Genomic DNA, 23,128 nt, shown 5'->3' with positions numbered 1-23,128 from the left:
GATCAGCTGTACTTCTCGAATCCCATGTCTCGGGCGACCTCGCGGAAGCACTGCCGGCAGAGGTTGATGTCGTACTTGCCGACGAGTCCCTGCTCGCGGTCGCACCGCCGGCACGTGTGCCGGGAGTCGGTGCGCTTCGCGGCGTGCTCGCCCGTGTCGTTGTTCGCTTCGCTCATTCGGTTACCTCGACGTCGAAGTTCGTTTCGAGGAACGCGGCCGCGTCCTCGGCTGTCATCCGGTGGCGAGCGGGGATCGTCCCCGTCGCCTTGTCGCGTTTCGAGACGCGGTAGCCGGGACGGACGATGGTGGTCGTCACGTCGAGACCGTAGATCCCGGTGTTGGGATCGTACTCCTGGCTCGGGAAGTCGGTGTGGTCCTCGACCCCGAAGCTGAGGTTGCCCGTGTCGTCGAACTGGCTCCGGCCGACCTCGACCAGTTCCAGCGCGGTAGCGAGAAACGCGTGCGCGTCCTCGCCCCGCAGCGTCACCTTGACGCCGATCGGGTCGCCCTTGCGGATCCCGAACTCGGCGATGGTGCGCTTCGAGGTGGTCCGGACCGACTGCTGGCCCGTGATCTCCTCGATGATCTCCTCGGCGTCGGCGAGGGGTTCACCGCCCTGCCCGACGCCCATGTGGACGACGACCTTCTCGAGGTACGGCTCGCGCATCTCGTGGTCGGCGCTCTCGGCTTCACTCATCCGAATCACCCGCCTCGTCGGCGTCGTCGCCGGTGAAGTTCTCGTCGATGACGACGACGTACTCCTCGACCGTCTCGTAGCCGCCGTCCTCGCTGGCGACGGTCACGGTGTTGTCTCCGGAGCCGAGCGTCACGTCGATATCGTCGATATCGCCGATCTGGCCGGCGTGCTGGCCGGCGACGGCGGTGACCAGGGCACCCTCCTCGTACTCGAAGTGGGCGACGATCTCCTTCGTCTCGTTGTCGACGACGATCGAGTCGTTCGTCTCGTAGTCCGCGTCGTCGTCGACGCGGACGTTCGTCCCGTCGTGGAGCGTCAGCTGGACGGCTCCGCCGGGGACGACGGTCTTGTTCGTGATCTTCCCGAGCCGGCTGCCCGCGGCCTCCTCGTCGACGGAAGTCAGCGCGAGCCGACCGCCCTCGTCGGGGAAGACGCGGAAGAACTCCCCGCGCTCGGGGAACGCCAGGATGTCGAACATCCCGATCGGACGCTGCTCGTCCGAGATGGCGTCCCCGTTGACGAGGATCGAGTCGTGGTTCAGCGCGTAGCGCGCCTCCTTCGTCGAGTCGACGTAACCGAGCACGTCCCGCAGCAGGACGACGAGCGGAACGCCCGCCTCGCCGTGCGGGCCCGCGCCCGCCTTCACGGTGAACGTGTCCGTCTTGCGCTCGACCGGCCAGGAGTTCGGTACTGACAGTCGCTTCTGGTGTCGCGTCATTCGTTATCCTCCTGGAGCCGCGCCTCGCGGCGCTCGTCTTCGAGGTCCAGTTCGGTCACCCGGACGTTGCTCGCCGGGATGGGGCGGGGAACCTCCTCCCCGTCCGCCTTCTCGACGGTGACGTCCTCGACCGTGATCCGCTCGGCGGACAGGTCGACGGAGACGACCTCCGCCTCCGTGCCGGCCGCGTCGCCGCGAAGCACCTCGACGGTGTCGCCGGCGTTGACGCGGACATTCCGCTGCCCGTACTCCTCGCGGAGATCCTCGGTGAGGGTGGCCCGGACCTGATTCTGCCGCTCGTGGAGCGGCGCGGTCTCCGACCGTTTTCGTTGTTTGCGTGGCTGTTTCGTCATAGTTAGACGATCATCGTCGCGGTCGAGGCGATGCTCCCGAACCGTTCGGCGACCTCGCGGGCGACGGGGCCTTTGATCTCCGTGCCCCGCGGCTCCTCGAGGTCGTCGATGATGACGGCCGCGTTGTCCTCGAACTTCACGCGCGTGCCGTCCGGACGGCGGATCGGCTTGCGCTGGCGGACGACGACCGCCTCCAGCACCTGCCGCCGCATCTCCGGGGTCCCTTTGGTGACCGAGACGGTCACCTTGTCGCCGATCCCCGCCTTCGGGTGGCGGTTCTTCGTGCCGGAGTAGCCCGACACGGAGATGACCTTCAGCTCACGGGCGCCGGTGTTGTCGGCGCACGTGATCAGCGAGCCCTTCGAGAGCCCCTGCGTGACGTCGGCCTTGAGCGCCTCCATCACTGATCACCCAGGATCTCGACGACGACGTGGGACTTCGTCTTCGAGAGCGGTCGCGTCTCCGCGATTGTCACTTCGTCACCGACTTCGAGCGAGTCGAGCACGCCCGGCACGTGGGCCGGGATGCGCGAGCGACGCTTCATGTACCGGTCGTATTTCGGTACGAACACGTCGTACTCTCGCTCGACGATGACGGTCTTTTCCATATCCGTCGACACGACCGTTCCCTCGCGGGTCTGGCCGCGGACGGAGAGCTGCCCGTAGAACGGGCACTTCTCGTAGTCGTAATCCTCCGGGTTGTCTGGCTCCGGAGGCGTGGGTACGTCGATTCCTATCGCCATTGTGTGGCACCTCGTTCGGTGCGTTCGGCGGGTCGATATCGCAACCGATCGCCATCCACCGTCGCGTAGACCGCGTCTTTGCACTCGCCTCGTCGGCTCGCCGGACCCGCGCCGTCACCGTCGACGGCGCTTACGGATCCGGACGGGCCAGACTGACGGGGGCGGACCCCCGTAGTATCCGACCCGAGTTGGGACGCGGACCCCGGCGACTGCCCGTCGCCGGCGGCTTCATCTGTGCGAGCGGTCGGCGTCTCGACGACGCCGAACTCGAACGTCGCGCCCGACTTGGGCACGCGCTTGTCCCCCGACCCCGTCCGGACCACGAGGGTGCCGAACGTCTCGTCGAGCACGCGACCGGCGACGCCAACGTGGGCGTCGCTGTCGGCGTCGACCACCCGAACCGGGAGGCCGACGAGTTCGTGCCTGGCGAGGTTGTCGGGGGAGATCATCTTACTGTTCGTCCTCGTCGAAGTCGCCTTCTTCCGCCTGGATCGTCTTGATCCGCGCGATCGTCTTCTTCAGTTCGTTGACGCGGCCCGGGCTCTCCGGCATGCCGCCGGCCGCCCGCTGCGCCTTCGAGTTGAGCAGCTCGGTCTCGAGCTCCTCGAGTTCGACCTGCCGCTCCGCCGCGGTCATGTCGCGGATCTCGGCGGTGTAGAGAATCGCCATTTATTCGTCCTCCTCGTCTTCCTCGTCGGCCGCCTCCATCTCCGCGACGAGGTCGGCCGCCTCGGACTCGATCTCTTCGTCGAGCTCGTCCAGCTCGTCGGCCTCGACGTCGTCGCCGACCGGCTCCTCCGCCGCGACGTCGGTCGCCTCGGCCGCCGTCTCCTGCGTCTCCTCGACGACTTCCTCGACGACCTCCTCGTCGATGACCTCGGACGGGTCCTCGTCGGGGACGTCGACGTCCTCGTCGTCGCCCACATCGGGGACCTCCTCCGGCTCCTCTTCGAGGAGGGCCTCGACGCCCTCGTCGTCGCCCGCGGCCGCCGCCTGCTCGACCTCCGGCACGTCGGCGTCCTCGCGGACCTCGAAGTCGTCCGGGAGCGTCGCCCCCGGCGGGATGATCTTCACGTTGACGCCGATCGTCCCGAGCTTCATGACGGCGACGCCCTGGCCGTGGTCGACGACCTCCTCTGCGGGTTCGCCGTTGTGCTTGATGTAGCCGCGGTTGAACTTCTCGACGCGCGAGCGCGCGCCGGTGACCTTCCCGGACAGGACGATCTCGGCGCCCAGCGCGCCCGCGTCCATGATCCGGTCGATCGTCGTGTGACCGGCCTTCCGGAAGTACCAGCCGCGCTCGAGGGCGTTCGCGAGACGGTCCGCGACGATCTGGGCGTTCAGGTCCGGCTCGTCGACCTCCTGAACGTCGATCTGCGGGTCGTCCATGTCGAAGCGGTCCTCCAGCTCGGTGGTGATCTTGCGGATGTTCTTCCCGCCCTTCCCGATCACCATGCCGGGCTTTTCGGCCTTCAGGACGATCTGCGTGCCCATCGGCGTCTGGGCGACGTCCATCCCGCCGTAGCCGGCGCGGCCGAGCTCGTCCGCGAAGAACTCGTTGATCTGGGAACGGCGCAGGCCGTCCTCGATGAATTGGTGTTCGTCAGCCATTAGTTGTCAGCCTCCGGCTCCTCGATGATCAGTTCGACGTCCGCGAGAGTGGTGTTCCACTCCGTCGCGCCCGCGGCGCGGGGGTTCCGGCCGGGTCGCTCGCCGACCTTGTGGGGAGCGACGTGTTTGATAATCATCTCCTCGCCGTCGAACCCCTGTTCGTCGGCGTTGTTCTTGACGTTCTCCAAGAGCTTGAGGAAGTCCTTGGCGGCCTTCTCGGGGTACCGTCCCGCGTCCCAGCCGTCGATGTCGGAGCGGTGACCCGCGCCGGCGTTGTGCTGGCGCATCGGCACCGAGGTCTCCTCGTCGATGACCTCCTGGAGGAACGCCTCCGCGTCGGCGACCGTCTCGCCTTTGATCTCTCGGGAGATCTCCTTGCTGTCCTTCACGCTGATGGGCCGGTCGCGGAGCATCCCCTTGGCGGTGGTCTCCGGGTCGGCCTCGACGCTGTAGTTGATTCCCATGGGTTACTTGAGGGGCACGAACTTCGAGGACCGGGTCGCGCCGATGCCGGCCTGACCGTGTTCGACGGTGCTTCGCGTGAGGTGGAACTCACCGAGGTAGTGCCCGATCATCTCGGGCTCGACCTGAACGCGCTCGAAGCTGTGGCCATTGTACACGGCGAAGGTGACGCCGACGAACTCCGGCAGGACCGGCATGTCGCGCAGGTGCGTCCGGATCGGGTCGTCCGCCGTCGTCTCCTTGTCGCGGCTCCGGACCGTCTCCAGCAGCTTCTGCTGTTCGGTGCCGAGTCCGCGAACGATGCTTCGCCGCTGGCGTGCGGGGAGCAGTTCCGCGACCTCGTCTACGTCCATCTCCTGCAGCTCGTCGAGCGAGTGACCGCGGTAGGCGAACTCCTTGCCCTCGCGGCCGGTTCGGTAGTCTGAACTCATTTGTTGCTACCTCGTCCGGTGCGCTTGGATGCGATGTCACCGACCTTGCGTCCCGGCGGGGCGTCCCGCGAGACGGACTTCGGTTGGCCGGGATGTTGGCGACCACCGCCGCCGAAGGGGTGGTCGACGGCGTTCATCGCGACGCCGCGCACGCGCGGGTATTTGGTCCCGCGCGCTTTCATCTTGTGGTGTTTGTTGCCGGCTTTGACGAAGGGTTTCTCCGTCCGGCCGCCGCCCGCGACCACGCCGATCGTGGCGCGGCACTGCGGGTCGAGGCGCTTCACTTCGCCGCTGGGGAGCTGAACGACCGCGACGTCGCGGTCGTGGGTGAGAAGCGTCGCCGACACGCCGGAGGCGCGCGCGAACTTCCCGCCGTCCCCGCGGTTGCTCTCGACGTTACAGACCGGGACGCCCTCGGGGATCTCGGCCAGCGGGAGCGTGTTCCCGGGCTTGATCTCCGCCGAGACGCCGACCTGAATCGTCTCGCCCACGCGCACGCCTTCCGGCGCGAGCACGAGCCGACGGTCGTCGTCCTCGAACTCGACCTCCGCGAGCGGGGCCGAGCGGGCGGGGTCGTGTTCGATCCCGACGATCTCACCGGTGATCGTGTCCACGTCTTCGAGCTTCTTGTGCGACAGTTCCGCCTTGTAACGGTGGGAGGGGGCCCGGAACGTCGGGCCGCCGCGTCCGCGCCGTTGTCCTTGAATTCGTCGTCCCATCTCAGAACACCCCGATGCGCGAGGCGATTTCGGTCGCGTCGTCGTCTTCAGACAGGGTGACGATTGCCTTCTTCTCGCCCTGCGGTGTCACCTGCGTGTTCACGCCGACGACGCCCACGTCGTAGCGCTCGGCGACCTCGGACTTGATCTCCGGTTTGGTCGCGTCGACGTCGACGAGGAACAGCAGCTTGTTGTTGAAGTCCATCTCGTTCATCGCCTGCTCGGTGACGATCGGATGCTCGATGAGCGAGTTCATCGGTCGGCCACCTCCGAGACGGCGCTTTCGGTCCACAGCGTGAGTCGGCCCGGGTGCGCGCCCGGCGCGAGGTCTTCCGCGTTGACCTCGCCCGCGGTCGCGACGTCGACGCCCGCGAGGTTGCGGGCGGCGCGGGACGGCTCCTCGCTGGTGACGACGAGGACGGACTTCGGCTGGCGGTACTTGCGGCCGCGGGCCTTCCCCTGTCCGGCGCGGACGGAGCGGCCCTCCTCGGCGCGCTCGATGTCGGCGTCGACGCCGACGGCTTCGAGCACGCCCAGGGCCTCCTGCGTCTTCTCGAGGTCCTCGAACTCGTCGCTCACGACGAGCGGGAGGTCGAGATCCTCGTCGAACGCGTGACCGCGCTCGGCGACCAGCTCGGCGTCGGTCGTGGCCGCGATGGCCGACCGGATGGCGAGCTGTCGCTCCTTGTCGTTCAGTTTCTTCGTCTGGTCCTTCTCGGCCTTCGGCGGGTGCGCGGCGCGGCCCGACACGGCGTGCGGGACGCGACGGGCGACGTTCTCGGAACGCGGCACGTGCGCGAGCCCGCGGCCGGAGCCGAACGACTCGGCGGGCGTCCGCAGCCCGGCGAACTCGTCTGCCCCGTAGGCCTGCTTTCGGTTGGCCTGAGCGGCGCCGACCGCGCGACCGATGAGGTCCGGTCGGAACGCGGTGTCGAAGACGGCCGGCAGCTCGACGCTGCCCGCCTCGTCGCCGTCCAGGTCGTGTACTGTTGCGTTCATTGGTTATCCCTGGTTGGATTCGGTGGAAACGTACCGGACCTCGGGGTCGAGGCGCGGCTGGTCGTTCGGCCGGATGGCCGGGCGGAGTCGCAGCAGGCGCTGGTCCGGTCCGGGCAGCGAGCCCTTGATGAGCGCGTACTCGCCGTCGACCTCGCCGTAGTTGACGAAGCCGCCGTCGACGGAGGCGTCGTCGCCCTCGCCGAAGTCGATGAGGCGCTTGTTGAGCTCGGTGCGCTGGTGGTAGCCGGTCTGCCCCTGCTGGGGCACGGTGGAGCGCACGCGGGAGGGGTTCCACGGACCGAGGTTACCGATCCGGCGCCGCCATCCCTGGCGGGCGTGTTTGCCCTTCCGCTTTTGAACGCCCCAGCGCTTGACGGGACCCTGGGTCCCTTTCCCCTTCGTGATGCCGGAGACGTCGGTGTACTGGCCCGCGCGGAAGACGTCGCCGAACTCGTGGGCGCCGCCGTCCGCGACGAGGTCCAGCGCGAAGTCGGCGCGCTCCTCGAGGGAGCCGCCGCCGACGCGCGTTTCCATGACGTCGGGCTTCTTCTTGGGGACGTTCGAGAGGTCCGAGGGGGCCGTGTGCGTGATGACGCGCACGTCGTCGACGACGTCGTCGTCGAGCAGCGCGCGAAGCTCGTCGGCGTCCTCCTCGAATGTGTCTTCCGCCGGCAGGTCGAGCGCGCGGTCGAGCTCCTCGTGGAACTCGCCGCTCCAGACCTCCGCGACCGGCTTCTGTCCGTACGGCGTCTCTTCGTAGGCGCGCAGGGCGACGGCGTACATCTGCGGCGTCTCGACGACGGTGACGGGGACGGCCTCTTCCATCCCTTCACGCGGCGAGTTCGCCTCGTCGTTGACCATCATGACGTGGGTCATCCCGGCTTTGTAGCCGGCGAATCCCTGCAGCGCAGGGGCCCCATCGTCTTCTGGCCACGAACGGATGCGCGGCACCTCGCTGTCAGCGCGGGTGCGCGGGCCGTAGCCCAGCGAGCCTTTTCGTGGTCGGCTTGGTTGTGGCATGTGTTTACTCCGTGAGTGTGAGCGAGCCGAGGGTCGCGAACAGAGCCTCCTCCGTCCGGACGACCTCGCTCGCCTGTGCCGGGATCGTGTTCAGCCAGAGGTCGAACCCCGGATCGGGTTCGACCGAGCGGCCGTCGGCGACGGCCGCCCGAATGCGGTCGGGCGAAAGCCCGAGCATCTCCGGAAGCCCCCGCTCGGGCGCGCCGAAGGCGACGGTGTAACCGCCGGCCTCGCGGGCGTCCGAGACGAGGTCGCCGAGCCGCGAGACGGAGAGTGCTTCTCCGTGTCGCGACGTCGCGACGGACAGTCCGTCGCCGGCGAGCGCTTCCGACAGGTCCGCGGCCACGACCTGGAACCCCTCCTCGGGCTTCCCGGCGATGCGGGCGCGGACCGGTTCTCTCGAAGAGACCCTGATGGTGACGCGCTCCCCCTGCTCGACCTCCATTCCGGAGGGAACGAGCAGGGAGATCGGGTGTTCCCGCAGCGGGGAATTGACCCGGACGCGGCCTTCAGGTCCGACCTCGGTCACGAGTCCCTGTGTTTTCGACTCTCCCCCGCTTGGGGTCGAGCCGGTCCGCCACGGCACGCGGAGCGGGGGGAGTACGCCGACGTACCGGAGTTCGTCGCGCTGCCCCCAGAGGTCCTTCCGGAGCTCCGGCGGCGTCGCGGCGTACCCCAGTACGGTTCGGACGTACTCCCCGCCCCGTCGACCGTCGCCTTCCGCGTCGGGGAAGACGACGAGCCGATCCGCCCGGAACACCGCCGCCGCACGGGCGACGTAGCCGAGTTTGCGAGTCGCCTCGCGGTCGTCCTCGGCCTCCCGGACGACCGAAGACGGAACACAGATCGTGAGCCCGTCTTCGGTACGCATCGTGGCGAGACTGTACACCTCGATTTCGGACGGCACCGTAAAAGGATAGCGGTCCCGATTTCGGGCTGTGCCGCGTTCACACGGGGTTTGGCGGGGGATTCGGCGCCGAATATCGAGGGAGTCGATCACACGGGCGGGAGGCCCGGCCCGGGTGCGACCCGATCCGGATCAGGCCGGGACGGTCACAGGCTCGGACGAGTCAGGCCGGGACGATCCGAGCCACCGGCGCGTCGGCGTCGTCGACCGCGACGTAGACGTGTCCGGTGGCCGGCTCCACGGCGACCGCGCGCACCCGCCAGCCGCGGTCGTCGAGCAGCGGGTCGCGCTCGGTCACGGCCGCGTCGCGGCCGTCGCCGTCGACGGTGAACCGGCCAAGATACTGCGCCGCGAGCGTACCCGCGAGGAGGTCCCCCTGCCACTCGGGGAACGCCTCGCCCTCGTAGAAGACCGCGCCGCTCGGCGGGAAGCCGCCGGAGCCGCAGGGCCAGTAGTGGACCGGCGCGATGGCGTCGTCGCGCTCGTCGTGGCCCGGCGCGAGCGGCTCGTCGGTCCCGTAGCGGCACGCCTCGCTCGCGATCGGCCATCCGTAGTTGCCGCCGCGCTCGATCACGTTAATCTCGTCGCCGTCCTCCTCACCGTGCTCGCACTGCCAGATCCGGCCTGTCTCGGAGCGCACCGCCATCGCCTGCGGATTCCGGTGGCCGTAGCTGTAGAGCGCGTCGGCCGCGTCCGGGTCATCGACGAAGGGGTTGTCCGGGTGCGCGTCGCCGTCGGGCGTCAGCCGCAGCGTCGCGCCCAGCTCGTTCGAGCGGTCCTGCGAGACGTGGTCGGGTCCGAAGTCGGTGTCGCGCCGGTCGCCGACCGTGACGAACAGCGCCCCCTCGGGACCGAACGTCGCCCGCGATCCGAAGTGGTTCGCGGAGTCGCGGAACGGCTCGGCGACGCGGATCGGCTCGAAGCCGTCGAGCGCGGGCGCGTCCCCCCCGTCGAGCGCGAGTCGCCCGCTCCCGACGTGCGTCGCCGCCTCGCCCGCGTCGTTCGCCGCCGCGTAGGTGAGGTAGACGCGCGGGTCGTCCGGGTAGTCGGGGTGGACCGCGACGTCGAGCAGGCCGCCCTGCCCCTCGGCGAACACTTCGGGCGCGCTCGCGACCGCCTCGACGGTCCCGTCCGCGGGGTCGACGAGCGAGAGCCGTCCGGGACGCTCGGTGACCAGCAGGCGGCCGTCGTCCGGGAGGAAGGCGAGTCCCCACGGGTTCTCGAACCCCTCCGCGACGGTCTCGACCGCGTAGTCCACGTCGGCGCCGGCGTCCGGCGGGGCGTCGTCGCCGTCCGTTCCACCGGAGCCGTCGGAGTCGCCGTCGCTCCCGCCTCCGAGACAGCCCGAGAGCGTCGGGAGAGCGGTCGCTCCGGCGAGACCGCCGGCCGCGCGGAGGGCGGTGCGTCTGTCGATGCGGTCGGGGAGGTCGGTCATCGTTCGAGTACGGATGCGTGTGGGGACGCGGCACCGATGACCCTTCCGCCGACCGTCGTTCGGAACCCTTATATCTCCGACCCGGGCTACGATCGAATGCGAAGCACGCACCGGTAGTGTAGTGGTATCACGCAACCTTGCCATGGTTGCAACCCGAGTTCAAATCTCGGCCGGTGCACTCCTTTCAGTCGTGCCCCGGCCTGACTCCCGTTCGCTCCGCTCACGGGAGTCTCGGCCGGTACATTTTGCGAACGAAGCGAGGAAAATCTCCGAGAGGGATTTGTACGTAATCAGTCGTTTATAAGCGGACAACGGCTCGGCGGAGGACACGCCAAATCCCGGCCGCTCGTTTATAAATAATTGACTCGGATCGGCGGCGAACCCCTCCAAAGCCCCAGCCGCGAGGCGGGCGCACACTCGCTGTGCTCCTCGGTCGCTCGCTCCGCTCGCTCCCTGCGGTGCTTGCGTCGTCTGCGCCCGCCTCGCGGCTGCCCCTTTGAGTCCCGCCCCGCTCCGCACAGCACCTCACGCCTCCCCAGCCTCGTCGGTGGTCCTCCGCTTCGCTCCGGACCACCGACTCCCTCGCGCGTGCTGCCTCGCGGCCGCCAAGGGCGGCCGCTCGCAGGCACGCGCCACCCCCTTGTCATTTATAAGCGATCGGGAAACGGCGCCTGCGGTTTACATACCGCTACGCGGGCATCGAGAACCGCGACGGTGGCGGGTTCCCCGACCGGTACTTTCAATCGGCGATCCGCCGAACACCGTCGTGTGACCGTACCAACGAAGACGCTCCCGAGCGGCGCCGAGCTGCCGGCGCTCGGACTGGGCACGTACGACCTCAACGACGGCGAGACAGCCGACAGCGTGCGCGCGGCGCTCGACGCTGGGTACACGCACATCGACACCGCGGAGGGGTACCACAACGAGGAAGCCGTCGGCGAGGCGCTCGCGGCGAGCGACGTCGACCGCGACGACGTCTTCCTCACCTCGAAGGTGCTCGCGAAGAACCTCAACTACGAGTCGGTGATCGAGTCGTGCGAGGCGTCGCTCGACCGCCTCGGCACCGACTACCTCGATCTGTACCTCATCCACTGGCCCAATCCGGCCATCTCGCTGCGCGAGACGCTCCGGGCGATGGCGGCGCTGCGCGAGCGCGGGCTCGTCCGCGACGTCGGCGTCTCGAACTTCAGCGCGTACCAGCTGAGCTGCGCGCATCACGTCTCGGACGCCCCGATCGCGGTCAACCAGATCGAGTTCCACCCGTGGTTCCAGCGGCCGGATCTGGTCGACTACTGCCGCGAGTCCGACACCGTGATCGAGGCCGCGGCGCCGCTCGCGCGGACGGACGTGTTCGGCGACGAGGTCGTCGCCGAGCTGGCCGAGACGTACGACAAGCACCCCGCGCAGGTCGTGGTCCGGTGGGCGCTCGACCGCGGGGTCGTCCCGCTGCCGCGGTCGTCGACCCCGGAGCACGTCCGGGCCAACGCCGAGACGGACTGGGAGCTCGACGACGACGACCGGCGCCGCCTCGACGAGCGCGACCGCGACGCGCCGGTGTACGACACGCCCGCCCGCGACTGGACGAGCGACGTGTACGGGATCGAGCAGTAATCCGAAGCGGAATCAGTCGCCGCCGAGATCTACCGGGTCCCCCGTCTCGGCCGACTCGTAGACGCCGGCGAGCGCTTCCATGTCCGTCAGGGCGTGCTCGCCGTCCGCGTGGAACGGCTCGCCCGCGAGCAGGTGGTGGCCGAAGTACGCGAACTCCGCTTCGATCTGGTGGACCTGCTCGAAGTCCACGTCGACCCGCGTCCCGTCGCGGACGACGGCGAAGCCCCGGTCCTCGCGCTCGTAGAAGGCCGGGTCTAAGATTAGTCGGGCCTCGGTGCCGGTGACCTCCAGCCGGCTCGCGTGCTGGGCGTTCTGGCTCACCGTACAGAAGGCGTCGACGTCGCCCGGGAACGCGAGCCGGAACGAGGCGTGCTCGTCGATGTCGGCGAACGCCTCGTGCTCCGAGCGGGTCCGACCCGACACGCGCACCGGGTCCGCGCCGAGCACGAACCGGGTCGTGTTGAGCGGGTAGACGCCGAGATCCATCACCGCGCAGCCGCCGGAGAGCTGGGGGTCGAGCCGCCACTGGTCCGTGTCGCTCCCGAGCTCGCCGAGCATCGTCTGCGACATCGTCGCGTGGACGTGGACGATATCGCCGGCGACGCCCGCGTCGAGGAGGTCGCGGAGCCGCCGGACGGCGGGGTCGGTCTGCATCCGGTAGCCGACCATCAGCGGGACGTCCGCGTCGCGGCACGCCGCCACGAGCCGGCGGGCGCGCTCCGGCGTGACCTCCAGCGGTTTCTCGCAGAGGACGGCCTTCCCCTGGTCCGCGGCGGCCTCGACGTACTCCAGGTGGGTCGCATTCGGCGTGGCGATATAGACCGCGTCGTACTTGTCGGCGACGGCGCCGGAGCGGAACGCCTCTGGCGTCACGCCCGTCACGTCGCGTTCGGCCGCGACCGCGTCGACCGCGTCGGCGTCGACGTCGGTGACGACGGTCGCCTCGGTGTACGCCGAGCGCTCGATGCCGGGCAGCGCCCACTCGCGGGCGAACCAGCCGAGGCCGACGACCGCGATCCGGACGGGATCGGTGACCGCGTCCGGGTCGAGCGTCTCCCAGTCCCGGCGCGTGAACTCGTCGAGGTACTCCGCGAAGGCGGCTTCCATGTCGCTCCCTCGGCGCGGGGGCGTCAAATAACCACGGCGACGCCTGCGGCGGGCGCCGCGGGACGGGTCGTCGACCGCGGCGCCCCCACCACTCCGTCGCACCCTCACCACTCCCCGTCGTACGCCACCCGCGGGCGCTCGGCGTCGACGCCGAGGTCGCGCAGCGTCTCGGTCGCGCGCTGGACCGGGGCGGGGTCGGCGCGGTCGAGGGGGTCATCCGTCGCCGCCGCGAACCGGACCGTCCAGTCGCCGTCGATCACGAGCGTCGCGCGCCGTGGGATATCCGAGTGACCCTCCCACGAGTCCGCGAGCAGGTCGTAGGAGTCGGCGACGCCGCCGCGGAAGTCGGTGACGATCGGGAAGGGGAGGTCGAACCGGTCGGCGTACGCGAACCCCGCGTACAGCGAGTCGCCCGTCAGGGCGACGACGGCGAGGTCGTCGCGGGCGTGCCAGCCCGCGTCGCGGACCGCGACGAACGCGGCCGTACACGTGGGCACGAACGTCGCGGGCGCGGTACAGCAGACGACGGCGTCGTGCGCCTCGACGAGCCGGAACAGGGCCAGTTCGGTCGCGGCTCGGGTGCCGGTTCCGTCGCCGTCGGCCTCCGGGGCGACCGCGGGCGCGACGAAGTCTGGAGCCGTGGCGTCGGTGTCGATCACGTCACAGCACCGTCCCGTGCTTTTTGTCCGGGAGGTCCTTCCGAACGTCCTCGTAGAAGTCGAACCGCGCGGCCAGTTCGGCGCGGAGGTCGGAGGGGGGAACGATCTCGTCGATGACGACCTCGCTGGCCATCCGGTGGACGTCGATCCCCTCGCGGTACTCCTCGCGGAGCCGCTCCTCCTCGGCCGCGCGCTCCTCGGGGTCGTCGATCTCGGCGAGCTTCCGCGCGTAGACGGCGTTGATCGCGGCCTCCGGTCCCATGATACCGATCTCGCCGGACGGGAGCCCGATCACGCTCTCGGGGTCGTAGGCCGGCCCGCCCATCGCGTAGATCCCCGCGCCGTACGCCTTCCGGACGACGACGGTCTGTTTCGGGACCGTCGCCGAGGAGGTGGCGTAGATCATCTTCTTCCCCTTCTCTAAGATCGCGTCCTTCTCGACCCCCGACCCGGCCATGAAGCCGGGCGTGTCACAGAGGTACAGCAGGGGGATCTCGTAGGCGTCGCAGGTCCAGATGAACTCCGCGGCCTTCTCCGCCGCGTCCGGGAAGATGGCGCCCGAGCGGACCGCAGGGTCGTTGGCGACGACGCCGACGGGACGGCCGTCGATCCGGCAGAACGCCGTGACGATCTCCTCGCCGTACCCCTCCTTCAGCTCGAAGACGGACTCCGCGTCGGCGACCCGGTCGAGGAGGTCGCGGGCGTCGTACGCGCGGTTCGGCGACTCCGGGATCAGCTCGTCGATCCCCTCGGGCGAGAACTTCGGCGGCACCGTCTCGCGTCTCGGCGGCTTCTCGCCCGCCTGATCCGGGAGGTAGCCGATCAGGTCCGCGACCAGTTCGCGGGCGTGCTCCTCGTCGCGCGCGACGAGGTCGGCGGAGCCGGACTCCTCCGCGTGGACTCGCGGGCCGCCCAGCTCGTCCATCTCGATCTCCTCGCCGGTGACCATCTTCACCATCCGCGGCGAGGCGATCGCCATCGCCGACATCCCCTCGACCATCACAGTGAAGTCGGCGAAGACGGGGGTGTAGGCGGCGCCGGCGATACACGGCCCGTAGAGCACGCAGATCTGCGGCACCGCGCCGGAGAGCATCGAGTGGTTGTAGTAGTACTTCCCGATCCCCTCGCGGTTGGCGAAGAAGCCGGTCTGCTGGTCGATCCGCCCCCCCGAGGAGTCCATCAGGTAGAGGACCGGGTTCCCCGTCTTCAGGGCGCGCCCTTGCATCCGGAGGAACTTCTCGACGCCCTTCGACGCCATCGACCCCGCCTTCACCGTGAAGTCGTTGGCCATGAAGTGGACGTCGCGCCCCTCGAACTCGGCGGCGCCCGTCAGCAGGCCGTCGCCCGGGAGGCGGTCGCCGTCGCCCTCGTCGTTGTCCCCGTCTTCGTCCGCGTCGCCGCCGCGTCCGGGCGCGTTCGGGTGCCAGTCGTCGAACGCGGCGAACTTCCCGTCCTCGAACTTCACGCCCGCGGGGTCGCCGTCGGCCGCGCTCGCGTCGCCGGCGCCGCGGGTCCCGCCCTCGCCGCCGAACCAGAGGTCGAGGCGGTCCCGGACGAACAGCTTCTCCTGCGCTTCGAGCCGGTCGCGGTACTTCTCCGGCCCGCCCTGTCGGATGTCGTCGATCTCGGCCTGAAGGTCGCGCTCGCGCTCCGTGGGACCGAGGTCGTCGTCGAGCGGGTAGCTCGGCTCGGGCGGCTCGGCGCTCGCGGCCGCCGGCTCCTCGCCCTCGATGTGGACGTCGACGTCGACGCCGAGGTGTTCCGCGAGCGATTTCGCGATCGCCTCGGCCTCCTCGGGGGTCGCCGCCGCGCCGACGTGGACTTTCATGGACGCAAGATTTGCGGTGGATCCTAAACAGTTTTCCATGCGGGATCGACGCGCTCGCGTCGGGCGGCAGGCGAATCCACACTCGATCCGTGGCGCTGCCCGCCCTGATCCGTGGCGCTGCCCGCCCTGATCCGTGGCGCTGCCCGCCCTGATCCGTGGCACTGCCCGCCCTGATTCGCGACGCCGTTCTCCCTCAGTCCGCGTCGAGAGCCGCTTCCAGCCGCTCGATCAGCGCCTCGTTGCCGACGTACAGCGGCGTGCGCTGGTGGAGCGCCTCGGGTTCGACGTCGAGGAGCGACCCGGCGCCGTCGGAGGAGGCCCCGCCCGCGCGCTCGACGACGTAGGCGATCGGGTTCGCCTCGAACTGGAGCCGGAGCTTCCCCGCCGGCGCGCTCCGGAGCGCGGGGTACGCGAACACCCCGCCGTAGGTGAGCACCTGGTTCACGTCGCCGACCATCGCGCCGCCGTAGCGGAGCTTCAGCTCGTCTTCGACCGCCCGGGCGTACGCGCGGAAGTCGGCGGGCCAGTCCGGGACGCGGCCGCCGAAGCCGTAGACGGTCGGCGTGTCCGGCAGCGTCAGTTCGGTCTCGACGACCGATCGCTCGACCCCGTCGCCGTCGCGCTCGATCACCTCCTCGCGGACGCCCGCCTCGTCGGCGACGACCATCGTCGTGATCGGGCCGTAGAGGACGTAACCGGCGGCGACGAGGTCGCGGCCGCTCGCGGGCAGCGGGGCGTCGTACACCCCGACGACCGTCCCCATCGCGTTGTTCGACCGGAGGTTCGAGGAGCCGTCGAGGGGGTCGATCGCGACGGCGTAGGCGTCGTCCGCCCCGCTCCCGACTTCGCCGCCCGCGTCGACCGCCGCCTCGCGCTCCTCGCTGACGAAGGAGCCGACGCCGTCGATCGCGGTGATCGCCTCGCCGAGCAGCTCGTCGGCGTAGAGGTCCCCCGCCAGCACCGACTCGCCGGAGGCGTTCTCCGTCCCGCTCTCGACGCGGCGGCCGGGGAGCGCGGCGCGGATCTCGGGGGCCGTCGCCGCGACCGCGTCGAAGACGGCCGCGACGGTCGGATCGCCCTCGGCGGTGCCGCCGTCCGGGACGGCGCGGGCGTCCGGGGCGGAGTCGGGGTCGGCCATCAGTCGGCGCGCTCCGCGGTCGCGAGCGCCGCCTCGGGGTCCGCCTCCTCGAAGACGACCGCCTCCAGCGCGTCGAGGATGCGCTCGGGGTGGTCGCGCTGGAAGACGTTGCGGCCGACCGCGAGCCCGCGGGCGCCCGCGTCGATGGCGTCGGAGACGGTCCGGAGGAAGGCGACGTCGTCGCGCATCGTTCCCCCGGACATCACCACGTCGGTCGGTCCGGCCATGCGGACGGCCTCGCCCATCGCCTCGGCGGAGCCGGGGTACTTCACCTTCACGAGGTCCGCACCGAGTTCCAGCCCGAGCCGGGCCGCGTAGGAGATGGTGTCGGGGCTGGTGTCGTTTTTGACCCCCTGACCGCGCGGGTACGACCACATGACGACGCCCATCCCGTGTTCCCGGGCCGTCTCCTGTGCCTTCCGGAACTCCTCGGCCATCTCCACCTCGTGGTTCGACCCGCCGTAGAGGGTGAACCCGACCGCGTCGGCGCCGAGTCCCGCGGCGTACTCGGCCGAGCAGTTGACGGGGCTGTCCGGCTCGCCCATCCAGAGGTTCGAGGTGCCGTTCAGCTTCAACAGCAGGTTCACGTCGTCTTCGTAGTCGGGGTAGTACGCCTCGGCGACTCCCTTCTGGACCGCCAGCGCGGTGACCGCGTCGTGGGTGGCGAGCTCGAACAGCCGCTCGGGGTCGGCGGTGGCCGGGTTCGGCTCGAAGTCGACCGGCCCGTGTTCGAGCCCGTGGTCGTACGCGAGGATGAGCGACTTGCCGTCGCGCGAGATGTCGTCGGCGGCGTGAGGAAGCATCAGTTCGTAGTTCAGTTACATCCGTAAAAAGGACTACGGTGAACGGGGTAGTCGTAAAGAAACGAAACACACCGGAGAAAGTCGTTCGTGGCGAATATCTTGAGATCAGCTTCGACCACTCGTTACTACTCAGATTGTTAATTTCTCAGCCGGCGGTCGGCGTCGAGCGCGGGTTTCGCAATACTTACCACCCGCGGCGCGGCAGCGGTTCGCATGCGAGCACTCTCCGAGATCGGTGTCGTCGGCGTCGTCGGCGCCGGGACGATGGGCAACGGGATCGCGCAGGTCGCGGCGACGGCGGGCTACGACGTGGTGATGCGCGACGTCGAGACCGAGTACGTCGAGCGCGGCCTCGACAGCGTCGAGGACAGCCTCGACCGGCTGGCCGGGAAGGACGCGCTCGACGAGGAGCCGGGCGCGATCCGCGACCGAATCGCGGGGACGACCGAGCTCGACGACCTCGCGGCCGCCGACGTGGTGATCGAGGCCGTGGTCGAGGACCTCGACGTGAAACGCGAGGTGTTCGCCGACCTGGACCGCGTCACCGACGACGACGTCGTCCTCGCGACGAACACCTCCACGCTGTCTATCACGAGCGTCGCGAGCGCGACCGACCGCGCGAGCGACGTGGTCGGTCTCCACTTCATGAACCCCGTCCCGATCATGGACGGCGTCGAGGTCGTGGTCGGCGAGCGCACCGATCCCGCGGTCGTCGACTTCGCGCACGCGTTCGCCGCGGACCTCGGCAAGGAGACGTGGGAGGCCGACGACAAGCCCGGCTTCGTCACCAACCGCATTCTGATGCCGTGGATAAACGAGGGGATCCGCGCGTACGACGAGGGGGTCGCGGACAAGGCCGACATCGACCGCGGGATGAAACTCGGCACGAACGTCCCGATGGGACCGCTCGAACTGGCCGACCACATCGGGCTCGACGTGGCGCTCGACGCCAGCGAGACGCTCCACGAGGAGCTGGGCGACCGCTACAAGCCCGCCTACCTGCTCAAGCGCAAGGTCGAGGCCGGCGACCTCGGCAAGAAGACCGGTCGCGGCTTCTACGAGTACGACTGACCGCCTGCCGGCGCCCCGGGAAGGCGGCGACGAGCGGGCGGCGAGGCCGCGGGGTCAGGCCGCCTCCGCATCGCCGTCGCGGTCGTCGTCGGCCGTCCACCGGCGCGCGCCCGGCAGGAGTCCGACCAGCTTCGTCACGTAGCCGAACCGGAACAGCCCCAGCTGCGAGAGCGCCCCGAGGACGAACACCGCGAGGAAGGCGGGCGCCGAGAGGTCGAAGAGGAGGGGTTCGACGGTCGTCTCCGCGGCGGCCGCCTCGAAGTTCGCCGGCGTGAGCGACCGCGAGGCGAACGCCGCGCCGATGAGCGCGGACGCGATCACGAGCGTCGTCCGCGTGAGGACGAACCCGAACAGGGCACCGACCGCGACCCCCGCGAGCGTCGCGCCGACGAGCAGCGCCGTCCCCTCGATCCCCGCCGCGTCCGCCGCGTAGAAGGGGCCGACGGCGAACCGCCCGGCGAACCCGCCGACGACGCCGCCGATTCCCAGCACGGCGAACGAGAGGCCGGCGTACGCGAGGAACCCGCCGAGGAGGCCGCCGAGCGCGACCGCGCCGGCGGTGAGGACGGCCCCGTCGACCGCGACGAGACCGACGACGTTCGGCGCGAAGAGGTAGCCGGCGCCGGCGCCGACGAGCAGCCCCGTCAGCGTCACCGCGTAGACGGAGACCGCCGCGCCGACGAACGCGAGCGCCAGCCCCGCGAGGACCAAGCCGCCGGTGAGTGGGGTGAGCATGTCCGTATCGTGGCGGGCGCTCGCACTTAAATTGTCGCAGGCGAGACGACGCGAAAGGCGATCGCGGGGAGGCGAGCGGTCTCACCGCGCTCGACTCGCGGCCTGTCGGTCGATATATCGCGTGTAGCCGCCGACGGCCAGTCCGAAGCCGACGACGAGCAGGAGGAACCCGAGGAGGCGGGTCGTCCCGACGGTCATCACCGCGAGGACGACGCCGAACAGCAGCGCGAACACGCCGGCGACGACGACGCCCACGTCGAGCAGCGGCGAGGGCTGGATGGTCCGGCAGTGCGGGCAGATCCGCGCGTCGGCGGGGATCGGCTCACGACAGTCGACGCAGCGGAGGCGGTCGCTCGGCACGCGGGGCGCTTCGACCGCGACCGGTATGGCTCTGTTGACCGCGTGGCGGCTGCTGGGAAACAACCCGGGAACACAGAGAGGACAGTTATCGGCCGACCGCCGCCGGGCTTTTTTTCGATTGGACCGCACGGAGGACGGTATGGGAGACGATCCGACGATTCCCCTTGGGGACGTTCGACAGAGCGATCCGGGAAGCGACCGACAGGGGGCATTTAAACGAGGCTGGACTGCGGCTGTGAAAGACCTCAGCGACGACGCGGCGTCGTCGAAGTACTCCGAGGGGCCACCGCCGGAGACTCTCACGTGGGACAACCTCGGATATCGCCTCGGAAGCGTATTCGGCGAAACGGACGACGACCTGCGACAGGAGCTGTTCGACTGGTGTAAGCGGAAACAGAAACGAGAGCGGGAGTCCTGATCGAAGGCGTTCCGTGCTGTCGTCGGCTGAGGACGTCGACGGGGGGAACCGAAATAAAAGTGCGCCGGGCAGGGGTGGCCGCTCCTCTCTCAGTCCGCGCCCGCCGCGGCGGCCGGCTCGTCGTCGACGTCCAGCGTCTCCTCGACCTGCGTGAACACGGCGACGAGGGCGAGCGCGGCGGCCGCGGCCCCGACGGCGAAGGGGACGACGAAGCCGAAGCCGTAGAGCCAGCCGGACGCCAGCGGGCCGAGGGCGACGCCGAAGCCGAACCCCATCGTGAGCACGGAGAGCGTGGTCCCCGACTCGCCCTCGCGGGCGAGGTCGCCGGCGAGCGCGAGCGACGGCGCGAACACGCACGCGACCGCGACCCCCTGTCCGAGCCGGACGAGCATCATCAGCGCCGGCTCCGTCACGACCCCCTGAAGGAACGTCGTCGGGATGAGGAGGACGAACCCGGCGAGCAGGAAGGGGCGGCGGCCGATCCGGTCGCTGGCGCGGCCCACCGGGACCTGGAAGATCACGTTGGCGATCGTCACGGCCGCGAACTGCGCGCCGAACCACACGGGCGGCTGGTCGAGCCGGACGTTCACCTGGTTCTGGAGCGTCGCGAACAGCGCGATACACGCGCCCATCGCGACGGTGGCGAGTCCCAGCGTGAACACCGGGTCGAGCAGGCGGTCCTCGCCGCGGACCCGGATCGAGACGTCGTCGCCCGCCTCGGCCGTGTCGTCGGCGTCGTGAACGAGCAGGAAGACGAGGGCGAAGCTGAGGTACGCCCCCGCGCAGGCCGCGACGAAGGCGGCGTCGAACCCGTCGAGGACCGGGAGTCCGACGGCCGAGAGGTCGTACGGCCCGCCCTCGACGACGGCGCCCGCGACGACCGGCCCGAACCCGAACCCGATGAGCCTGAACGTGTTGTACACGCCGAAGTTCCCGCCGCGGTCGGTGTCGCTCGCGGCGTATTCGTTGACGAGGGCGACCGTCGCGGGGATGATGAGCGCCGCGCCCAGCCCCTGGATCGCGCGCAGCGCGACCAACGCCGGGTAGCTCGTCGCGACCGTGTACAGGCCGCTCGCGGTGCCGAGGAGGAGGATCCCGGCGAGCACGAAGGGACGCCGCGCGCCGACGCGGTCGGACAGTCTCCCCGTGAACGGCTGCGAGAGGCTGTTGAGGAAGCCGAAAAGCGAGAGGACGATCCCGATGAGCAGCGGTTCGGTGAGCGTGACCGCGGCCGCACCCACCCCGACCTCGGCGCCGAGCAGCCCCTCGATGTCGACCACGTCGCTGGTGATGTACAGCGGGAGGACGACGATGAGAAAGGAGTTCCCGGCCGCGCCGACCATCCGCGCGAGCGCCAACACGATCACGCGCCGGTCGGTGTCGGTGACGCCGGAGAGAAGTCCCATTCACTCGACGTTCGGAACGAAAGATAAAGGCGTTTATGAACGAAGGGAGTCGATCCGGTTTCGGGCGAAAACCCCGGTTATCGGCGGATTCGGGGCGCTCAGCGGGTCGCCGTCGCGTGCCTGTCGACGCCGCGGACCTCGAACCGCGCGCCGCCCTCCTCGCCGGCCGTCGCCTCGACGGTCCAGCCGTGCGCGGTGGCGATTTCCTGGACGATCGCGAGCCCGAATCCGGTGTTGCCGGCGGCCCCGCTCTCGCCGGGTTCGAAGAGGGAGTCGGCGACCGCGGGGTCGATCCCCGGGCCGTCGTCCTCGACGAAGAACCCGTCCGGGAGGTCGCCGACGCGGAGCGAGACGTCCTCGCCCGCGTGGTCGACCGCGTTGCGCATCAGGTTCTCGAAGAGGTTCCGGAGCCGGTCCGGGTCGGCGAGCACCTCGTGCTCGGTCTCGACGGAGAGCGTCGCGCTCGCGGTGTCGGCGGTCGACCAGCTGTCGTCGACGATCTCGGCGAGGTCGACGCGCTCCGGGTCGCCGACCGTCTCGCCCTCTCGGGCGAGCGCGAGCGTGCGCTCGACGATCGACTCCATCCGGTCGAGCGCGTCGAGGGCGGCGTCGAGGTTCTCCGCGTCGTCCGACGCCTCGCGCGCCAGCTGGACGCGCCCCTGCGCGACGTTGAGGGGATTCCGCAGGTCGTGCGAGACGATGCTGGCGAAGGAGTCGAGCCGGTCGTTCTGCCGTTCGAGGGCGGTCTCCCGCTCTTTGAACGCCGTGATGTCCTCCTGGAAGCCGACCCACTGCGTGACGGTGGCGTCCGCGTCGCGGATCGGGGCGACACTCACCCGGTTCCAGAACTCCGTCCCGTCCTTCCGGTAGTTCAACAGCTCGACGCTCGTCGGCTCCCGGGCGTCGATCGCCTCGCGGAGCTGCTGGACCGACGCCTCCTCGGTGTCGGGTCCCTGAAGGAACCGACAGTTGACGCCGATCGACTCCTCCCGGTTGTACCCCGTCATCTCGACGAACCGGTCGTTGACGTACACCATCGGGTTGTCGTCCTGTTCGGGGTCCGTGATGGTGATCCCGACCGGCGCCTCGTCGAGCGCGCGGGTCTTCGTCTCCAGCTCCTCGCGCCGCTCGCACTCGTCGGAGACGTCGCGGAGGATGCCGACGCTGCCGTCGAAGGTGTCGCCCTCGTACGGCAGCGCGGCCATGTGGTCCCGACAGGGGATCGGGTCGCCCTCCCTCGGGACGATGTCGACCGCGAAGTGCTGGACGTCGGGTTCCCCGTCCGAGAGGATCGTCCCGAGTCGGTCTTCGGCCTCCGCGACGGCGGTGTCGTCTTTGATGAACGCGGGCGTCCGGCCGACGATCTCCTCGCGGTCGTAGCCGATGAGTTCGGCGAACGGCTCGTTGACGAACCGGAAGGCGCCGGTCTCGTCGACGACGTAGACGGGGTAGCCGAGCGCCTCGATGACCGTCGAGTAGCGCTCGGCGATCTCCTTGGTCCGGTACTCGTCGACGGCCTGGTCGACGCGGTTCGCGAGCCGGCGGAGCTGCTCGGGACCGCCCTTCTGGAAGTAGCCGGTGACGCCGGCGTTGAGCGCCTGGCTCGCGATCTCTTCGGACCCCTTGCCGGTGTACAGCACGAAGGGGAGCTTCCGGTGGCGCTCGCGGAGGGCGTCGAAGAACTCCAGCCCGTCCGTCGCGGGCATGTCGTAGTCGCTGACGACGCAGTCGAAGGCGCCCTCGTCGAGTCGATCCAGCGCGGTCTCCGGGTCGGTCACGCTCGTCACCGTCACCGAGTCCAGCTCCCGCTCGAAGTACGCCTCCGTGAGATCGAGGACCGACGGATCGTCGTCGACGTGTAACACGTCGATCGCTGCGGGCATGGGGTGACTGACGGG

Annotated in this window: 29 protein-coding genes and 1 tRNA gene; 4 read left to right on the top strand and 26 right to left on the bottom strand. The window is 69.8% G+C overall.

The genetic code is table 11. The features are described from left to right. Positions 1-2: 2 nt before the first annotated feature. The 17 genes from J2744_RS05595 to J2744_RS05515 all read right to left on the bottom strand — a co-directional run bounded on the left by J2744_RS05595 (position 3) and on the right by J2744_RS05515 (position 10,094). A complete protein-coding gene (locus J2744_RS05595; protein WP_004597423.1) occupies positions 3-176 on the bottom strand; it encodes a 30S ribosomal protein S14 in 174 nt (57 codons plus the stop codon). Then, on the bottom strand, positions 173-697 hold the full coding sequence (locus tag J2744_RS05590; RefSeq protein WP_209545547.1) for a 50S ribosomal protein L5: 525 nt from the start codon (positions 695-697) through the stop codon (positions 173-175). The genes J2744_RS05595 and J2744_RS05590 overlap by 4 nt, the downstream gene beginning before the upstream one ends. Continuing rightward, positions 690-1,415 carry a 30S ribosomal protein S4e gene (locus tag J2744_RS05585; RefSeq protein WP_209545545.1) on the bottom strand — a complete coding sequence of 242 codons (726 nt, stop codon included), beginning with the start codon at positions 1,413-1,415 and terminating at the stop codon, positions 690-692. Before J2744_RS05585 ends, J2744_RS05590 begins: the two co-directional genes overlap by 8 nt. After that, positions 1,412-1,768 (bottom strand): 50S ribosomal protein L24, encoded by a 357-nt coding sequence (gene rplX, locus J2744_RS05580; protein WP_004597427.1) that lies wholly within the window; start codon positions 1,766-1,768, stop codon positions 1,412-1,414. Before rplX ends, J2744_RS05585 begins: the two co-directional genes overlap by 4 nt. Positions 1,769-1,770: 2 nt before the next feature. Next, complete coding sequence (locus J2744_RS05575) at positions 1,771-2,169, bottom strand: 50S ribosomal protein L14 (RefSeq protein ID WP_004597429.1); 399 nt, start codon at positions 2,167-2,169, stop codon at positions 1,771-1,773. Beyond that, positions 2,169-2,510: a 30S ribosomal protein S17 gene (locus J2744_RS05570; RefSeq protein WP_137687253.1), complete on the bottom strand. Its 342-nt coding sequence runs from the start codon at positions 2,508-2,510 to the stop codon at positions 2,169-2,171. Before J2744_RS05570 ends, J2744_RS05575 begins: the two co-directional genes overlap by 1 nt. Further along, positions 2,501-2,959, bottom strand: a complete 459-nt coding sequence (locus tag J2744_RS05565) for a ribonuclease P protein component 1 (protein WP_209545543.1) — start codon at positions 2,957-2,959, stop codon at positions 2,501-2,503. Before J2744_RS05565 ends, J2744_RS05570 begins: the two co-directional genes overlap by 10 nt. Position 2,960: 1 nt before the next feature. After that, positions 2,961-3,179, bottom strand: a complete 219-nt coding sequence (gene rpmC, locus J2744_RS05560) for a 50S ribosomal protein L29 (RefSeq protein WP_209545541.1) — start codon at positions 3,177-3,179, stop codon at positions 2,961-2,963. Further along, positions 3,180-4,121 (bottom strand): 30S ribosomal protein S3, encoded by a 942-nt coding sequence (locus tag J2744_RS05555; protein WP_209545539.1) that lies wholly within the window; start codon positions 4,119-4,121, stop codon positions 3,180-3,182. Continuing rightward, positions 4,121-4,585, bottom strand: coding sequence for a 50S ribosomal protein L22 (locus tag J2744_RS05550; RefSeq protein WP_209545537.1), 465 nt, complete (start codon positions 4,583-4,585; stop codon positions 4,121-4,123). Before J2744_RS05550 ends, J2744_RS05555 begins: the two co-directional genes overlap by 1 nt. Before the next feature lie 3 nt (positions 4,586-4,588). After that, positions 4,589-5,014 (bottom strand): 30S ribosomal protein S19, encoded by a 426-nt coding sequence (locus J2744_RS05545; protein ID WP_004599532.1) that lies wholly within the window; start codon positions 5,012-5,014, stop codon positions 4,589-4,591. Beyond that, positions 5,011-5,733 carry a 50S ribosomal protein L2 gene (locus J2744_RS05540; protein WP_209545535.1) on the bottom strand — a complete coding sequence of 241 codons (723 nt, stop codon included), beginning with the start codon at positions 5,731-5,733 and terminating at the stop codon, positions 5,011-5,013. The genes J2744_RS05545 and J2744_RS05540 overlap by 4 nt, the downstream gene beginning before the upstream one ends. A 1-nt stretch (position 5,734) precedes the next feature. Further along, entirely contained in the window at positions 5,735-5,989 is a 255-nt protein-coding gene (locus tag J2744_RS05535; protein WP_209545534.1) for a 50S ribosomal protein L23, read from the bottom strand. After that, the gene (rpl4p, locus tag J2744_RS05530; RefSeq protein ID WP_209545533.1) at positions 5,986-6,732 is read right to left on the bottom strand and encodes a 50S ribosomal protein L4; all 747 of its coding nucleotides are present in this window, start codon (positions 6,730-6,732) and stop codon (positions 5,986-5,988) included. Before rpl4p ends, J2744_RS05535 begins: the two co-directional genes overlap by 4 nt. A gap of 3 nt (positions 6,733-6,735) precedes the next feature. Then, positions 6,736-7,752, bottom strand: coding sequence for a 50S ribosomal protein L3 (locus J2744_RS05525; RefSeq protein WP_209545532.1), 1,017 nt, complete (start codon positions 7,750-7,752; stop codon positions 6,736-6,738). Positions 7,753-7,756: 4 nt separating this feature from the next. Further along, on the bottom strand, positions 7,757-8,623 hold the full coding sequence (locus J2744_RS05520; protein WP_209545531.1) for a putative RNA uridine N3 methyltransferase: 867 nt from the start codon (positions 8,621-8,623) through the stop codon (positions 7,757-7,759). Between the two features lie 199 nt (positions 8,624-8,822). After that, positions 8,823-10,094 carry a PQQ-dependent sugar dehydrogenase gene (locus tag J2744_RS05515; protein ID WP_209545525.1) on the bottom strand — a complete coding sequence of 424 codons (1,272 nt, stop codon included), beginning with the start codon at positions 10,092-10,094 and terminating at the stop codon, positions 8,823-8,825. A gap of 107 nt (positions 10,095-10,201) precedes the next feature. Between J2744_RS05515 and J2744_RS05510 the strand changes: the two genes are divergently transcribed. Then, positions 10,202-10,272: transfer RNA gene (locus J2744_RS05510), tRNA-Gly, on the top strand. Between the two features lie 590 nt (positions 10,273-10,862). Continuing rightward, positions 10,863-11,705: an aldo/keto reductase gene (locus tag J2744_RS05505; RefSeq protein WP_209545524.1), complete on the top strand. Its 843-nt coding sequence runs from the start codon at positions 10,863-10,865 to the stop codon at positions 11,703-11,705. Positions 11,706-11,717: 12 nt separating this feature from the next. Here the strand turns inward: J2744_RS05505 and gfo6 are convergent, their stop codons facing one another. The 5 genes from gfo6 to J2744_RS05480 all read right to left on the bottom strand — a co-directional run bounded on the left by gfo6 (position 11,718) and on the right by J2744_RS05480 (position 17,240). After that, positions 11,718-12,812: a D-xylose 1-dehydrogenase Gfo6 gene (gfo6, locus tag J2744_RS05500; RefSeq protein WP_209545523.1), complete on the bottom strand. Its 1,095-nt coding sequence runs from the start codon at positions 12,810-12,812 to the stop codon at positions 11,718-11,720. Between the two features lie 104 nt (positions 12,813-12,916). After that, a complete protein-coding gene (locus tag J2744_RS05495) occupies positions 12,917-13,471 on the bottom strand; it encodes a redoxin domain-containing protein (RefSeq protein WP_209545522.1) in 555 nt (184 codons plus the stop codon). A gap of 1 nt (position 13,472) precedes the next feature. Then, on the bottom strand, positions 13,473-15,299 hold the full coding sequence (locus J2744_RS05490) for an acyl-CoA carboxylase subunit beta (protein WP_209545521.1): 1,827 nt from the start codon (positions 15,297-15,299) through the stop codon (positions 13,473-13,475). A gap of 193 nt (positions 15,300-15,492) precedes the next feature. Then, on the bottom strand, positions 15,493-16,437 hold the full coding sequence (locus tag J2744_RS05485; protein WP_209545520.1) for a class 1 fructose-bisphosphatase: 945 nt from the start codon (positions 16,435-16,437) through the stop codon (positions 15,493-15,495). Next, on the bottom strand, positions 16,437-17,240 hold the full coding sequence (locus J2744_RS05480) for a class I fructose-bisphosphate aldolase (RefSeq protein ID WP_209545519.1): 804 nt from the start codon (positions 17,238-17,240) through the stop codon (positions 16,437-16,439). The genes J2744_RS05485 and J2744_RS05480 overlap by 1 nt, the downstream gene beginning before the upstream one ends. Positions 17,241-17,453: 213 nt before the next feature. On the opposite strand from J2744_RS05480, the gene J2744_RS05475 reads away from it, so the two are divergent. Further along, positions 17,454-18,311: a 3-hydroxyacyl-CoA dehydrogenase family protein gene (locus tag J2744_RS05475; RefSeq protein WP_209545517.1), complete on the top strand. Its 858-nt coding sequence runs from the start codon at positions 17,454-17,456 to the stop codon at positions 18,309-18,311. 54 nt (positions 18,312-18,365) lie between these two features. On the opposite strand, the gene J2744_RS05470 is transcribed toward J2744_RS05475, so the two are convergent. Further along, positions 18,366-19,046, bottom strand: a complete 681-nt coding sequence (locus J2744_RS05470) for a phosphate ABC transporter permease (RefSeq protein ID WP_209545515.1) — start codon at positions 19,044-19,046, stop codon at positions 18,366-18,368. A gap of 81 nt (positions 19,047-19,127) precedes the next feature. Beyond that, positions 19,128-19,406: a zinc ribbon domain-containing protein gene (locus J2744_RS05465; RefSeq protein WP_209545513.1), complete on the bottom strand. Its 279-nt coding sequence runs from the start codon at positions 19,404-19,406 to the stop codon at positions 19,128-19,130. Between the two features lie 139 nt (positions 19,407-19,545). Between J2744_RS05465 and J2744_RS05460 the strand changes: the two genes are divergently transcribed. Then, complete coding sequence (locus tag J2744_RS05460; protein WP_209545511.1) at positions 19,546-19,824, top strand: hypothetical protein; 279 nt, start codon at positions 19,546-19,548, stop codon at positions 19,822-19,824. A gap of 89 nt (positions 19,825-19,913) precedes the next feature. Here the strand turns inward: J2744_RS05460 and J2744_RS05455 are convergent, their stop codons facing one another. Further along, positions 19,914-21,230 carry an MFS transporter gene (locus J2744_RS05455; protein ID WP_209545509.1) on the bottom strand — a complete coding sequence of 439 codons (1,317 nt, stop codon included), beginning with the start codon at positions 21,228-21,230 and terminating at the stop codon, positions 19,914-19,916. A 98-nt stretch (positions 21,231-21,328) separates the two neighbouring features. Continuing rightward, on the bottom strand, positions 21,329-23,113 hold the full coding sequence (locus J2744_RS05450; RefSeq protein WP_209545507.1) for a hybrid sensor histidine kinase/response regulator: 1,785 nt from the start codon (positions 23,111-23,113) through the stop codon (positions 21,329-21,331). Positions 23,114-23,128: the final 15 nt, after the last annotated feature.

Source organism: Halorubrum trapanicum (assembly GCF_017873555.1).
GTDB classification, from domain to species: domain Archaea; phylum Halobacteriota; class Halobacteria; order Halobacteriales; family Haloferacaceae; genus Halorubrum; species Halorubrum trapanicum.
The sequence above is the reverse complement of the archived record's forward strand: the minus strand, read 5'-3'. Positions and strand labels throughout refer to the sequence as shown.